This is a genomic window from Acinetobacter higginsii (genome assembly GCF_000369845.1).
Classification (GTDB): Bacteria; Pseudomonadota; Gammaproteobacteria; order Pseudomonadales; family Moraxellaceae; genus Acinetobacter; species Acinetobacter higginsii.
In genome coordinates this window covers 1-3,241 of sequence record NZ_KB850219.1, presented here as the reverse complement: position 1 = coordinate 3,241, position 3,241 = coordinate 1, and the positions used below count along the sequence as shown (strand labels likewise).

The window sequence follows — 3,241 nt, the reverse complement described above, 5'->3', positions numbered from 1 at the left end:
TGAAGCAGATCAACATAGGGATAGAATAACACGTTTTGGCATTTTGAAACATAGATCGAAGCAACAAGAAAACTTTCTGTGGTCATTGGCTAAATACAAGGAAAACTATCAAAACGACAAGCCAAACGAAGAGTCCATTAGGGCTACAAAAGCTGCTCAGAAATTACTGACTTGTGGCAACTTTCTCCTATTCAAAAATTTTTACACAATCAACCAAGTCAAACTGGCGAAACTACAGGTTTGTAGCCAGCATTTGCTGTGCCCGTTCTGTGCGGGTATACGTGCCTCTAAGTCTATTCAAAAATATACGGATCGTGTTGATGAAGTCCTATCTAAAAATCGCAAGCTGAAACCCGTTCTAATCACGTTCACAGTAAAGAACGGTACTGACCTAGGGGAAAGGTCATCCCACCTCATAAAATCGTTTAGAACGCTTCTAGAGCGCCGTAGGGACTATTTAAAAAAAGGTCGTGGCTTTAATGAGTTCTGTAAAATTGATGGTGCTATGTATTCCTATGAAAATACGTTTAATGAATCCACCAAGGAATGGCATCCGCATCTTCATTTGTTCGCCCTTCTGGACGAATGGATAGACCAGGAACAATTGTCTGAACTTTGGCACGATATTACGGGCGATTCTTATATCGTTGATGTCCGCAAGGTAAAGAAATCAAAGGATACTGGCTATGCCAAAGCTGCCGCTGAAGTTTGTAAATATGCTCTTAAATTCGGTGATTTGACTGTAGAAAATACATGGGAAGCATTCAAAATCCTGAAAGGCAAACGCCTCAGTGGTGCATTTGGATCTCTTTACGGTGTGAAGATTCCTGACAACCCTGCCGATGACATTGATGATTCAGATTTGCCTTACCTCGAGATGGTTTATAAGTTCGTTTTTGGGAAAAAATCCTACTACGACTTAACTATGACACGTCATGTAGAGCCACAAGGCCAAGACAATGACGACAACGAGGAGAAGGAGGGAGCGACGTCCGACCGAGGCGGAGGAAGTGGATGCAGCCGTGTGGCGATTGAGAACGGACGAGGAACGGAGGAGTGCACGGAGGGCTCGCACGGTGCACCGCACGTCCCTCGGTACGTTCGTAAAAAGAAACATTGGCAGATATCCCCGTACACCCGTGTACGGGTTAAGCAACGAATTAAACGTTGGGATGGATTTTTATACGTTTTACACTTGTAATCTGTAAATAATAAATATAGACTGTGTCTATACAAATTATTTACAGATTGATTATGCCAGAGCAAAAACAATTCCCTTTTAGAGTCGATATAGAACTCTTAAATGCATTCCAGGCTGCTTGTAAAAGTAATGATATTACAGCCAGTCAGGCGCTTAGGGCGTTTATGCGTGATTACGTTCGTAAGCACGGTCAATTAGACTTATTCAAACAGAAATAATCGTCAGTAGATCGGATGGCCGTCCAATCTACTGACTAACCACAACGATCTAATTAGGAGATCATCATGGCTGTCGCACATACTACTGTTTTACAACTTTTAGGCAAGTATGTTTCATTCAACTCTGATAGTAGTTTTGAAACATATGGAGTTATTTCCAATGTGGTCTTTAACATGGAAGGTACTATTGAAATTTCTATAGGTTGGGATGAATTTTATGATTATTCCAAGATTACTAATCTAAAAGTTATCGGTGAAGTTCACTTGTATCCTTCTTAAATTTCAAGCCCTCTCCGGAGGGCTTTTTTATTTCCCTTGGTATATCTACGAAATCTCAGGCCAAGCTTGCTACATAAGGGTTTCGGAGAAACGCGTAAGCGTGCATTACTGATAAAACGCCTGTGTAGCGCAGCAGATAGGGGCGCGCGCGGTGCGATGTCCGCAAGGACTGTTGTGCTGTGTGTGACACTGGATGATGCGATTCACAGGCGATACCTTTTCAATAAAAGTTCGCCTTTAATTTTCTTAGGCTATTTCTGGCCGTCAGCTAAAAAACTTCAGTTTTTTAGTAGGTCACACCTGTTCAATAAATAAAAGTTCCAGAGGGGGTGTCTACCCCCGAACTGATGCTAAATAAATATTGAAACTTCCCTCTCTGATTACAAGCTTCCATTGGGTGAGCACTGGGAGTTGCCGAGCCATCCCGCATGGGTGGCGATAGGTTGATTTTTAAAAGATTCGGTGTATGATTCAAAAAGAATCTATAATGATTCATTTTGAATTAAAGGTAATATTATGACTGAACCTACAAAGCTACAAATGCTAGTCGCTGAAATTAATGGTACTGCTGAATCTGAATATATTGGTCTGTACAAACAGATTCCATTTCGTGTTCAGATTCGACTTTTTGCGCGCCTTTCTGCATTACATGAGTTGCAAAACTCACATTCAAAAACCCCACGTAATGCCCTTTTAAATGACCTGCTAGACATTGCTATGGATCAGGTTATTGCCAATCTTGATCCTGATACTGTTGAGGCTCTAGACCATCTAGAGGAACAGTATTACGAAAACTTGTCTCAGTTTGATTCTGGTGAATTGAACGATGAATAAAGCCCAGCTTATCAGCAACGAACCGATGGATTCTCTTGAGGAAGCTGCTGCTTATTTCAAGCAAGTGCTCCAAGAGCATTTGGACAACAAACGTGACATTACATTGTTCGCGATCGCTGTTGTAGGCGGTCGCCTTAAGATGGTTGAAGGATTACCAAAATGATTAGATTAGAAGGCACAATTATTAATGTATTTACCCAGCAAGGCGGTAAAAACAAGAAAACAGGTGAAGCGTTCGAGGACCGTGACAAAATTCAGCTTTTAGGTGAATTGGAACTCCCGAACGGTGATAAAAAGCACGAATTGATAGACCTTACGGTTGAAGATGCCAAGATTTATGAAAGTCTAAAAAACAAGCGTGTCAGCATTCCATGCGGTGCGCTTGCTTCAGGCCGTAATGTTGTTTTTTATGTTGCTAAGGGTGCAACTGCTAAAGTTATACAAGGCTTATGAATCTCGTTAAAAAACAGTGAGTTAGCGAAGCGGCTCGCTGTTTTTTCTTTTACTTGATACTATTGATTAACTCGGGGACAAATTTTGATGCAAAAAGACATTAAAAAACCCCTGTTATCCGTTAGTTTGGCGACCAGCGATAACAAGGGTTCGAATTCTGTTGAAGCAGATCAACATAGGGATAGAATAACACGTTTTGGCATTTTGAAACATAGATCGAAGCAACAAGAAAACTTTCTGTGGTCATTGGCTAAAT

The 3,241-nt window shown here is 41.1% G+C and carries 5 protein-coding genes; all 5 read left to right on the top strand.

Annotation, left to right across the window (positions count from 1 at the left end):
* The coding region (locus F885_RS05395; RefSeq protein ID WP_005320599.1) for a protein rep at positions 1-1,201 on the top strand (1,201 nt) is incomplete at its 5' end.
* Positions 1,202-1,485: 284 nt separating this feature from the next.
* The gene (locus tag F885_RS05400) at positions 1,486-1,698 is read left to right on the top strand and encodes a hypothetical protein (protein WP_005320593.1); all 213 of its coding nucleotides are present in this window, start codon (positions 1,486-1,488) and stop codon (positions 1,696-1,698) included.
* 516 nt (positions 1,699-2,214) lie between these two features.
* Entirely contained in the window at positions 2,215-2,532 is a 318-nt protein-coding gene (locus F885_RS05405) for a hypothetical protein (RefSeq protein ID WP_005320590.1), read from the top strand.
* On the top strand, positions 2,525-2,695 hold the full coding sequence (locus tag F885_RS21055; protein WP_005320583.1) for a hypothetical protein: 171 nt from the start codon (positions 2,525-2,527) through the stop codon (positions 2,693-2,695). Before F885_RS05405 ends, F885_RS21055 begins: the two co-directional genes overlap by 8 nt.
* Positions 2,692-2,985 carry a hypothetical protein gene (locus F885_RS05410; RefSeq protein ID WP_005320580.1) on the top strand — a complete coding sequence of 98 codons (294 nt, stop codon included), beginning with the start codon at positions 2,692-2,694 and terminating at the stop codon, positions 2,983-2,985. Before F885_RS21055 ends, F885_RS05410 begins: the two co-directional genes overlap by 4 nt.
* The last annotated feature ends 256 nt before the right edge of the window (positions 2,986-3,241 follow it).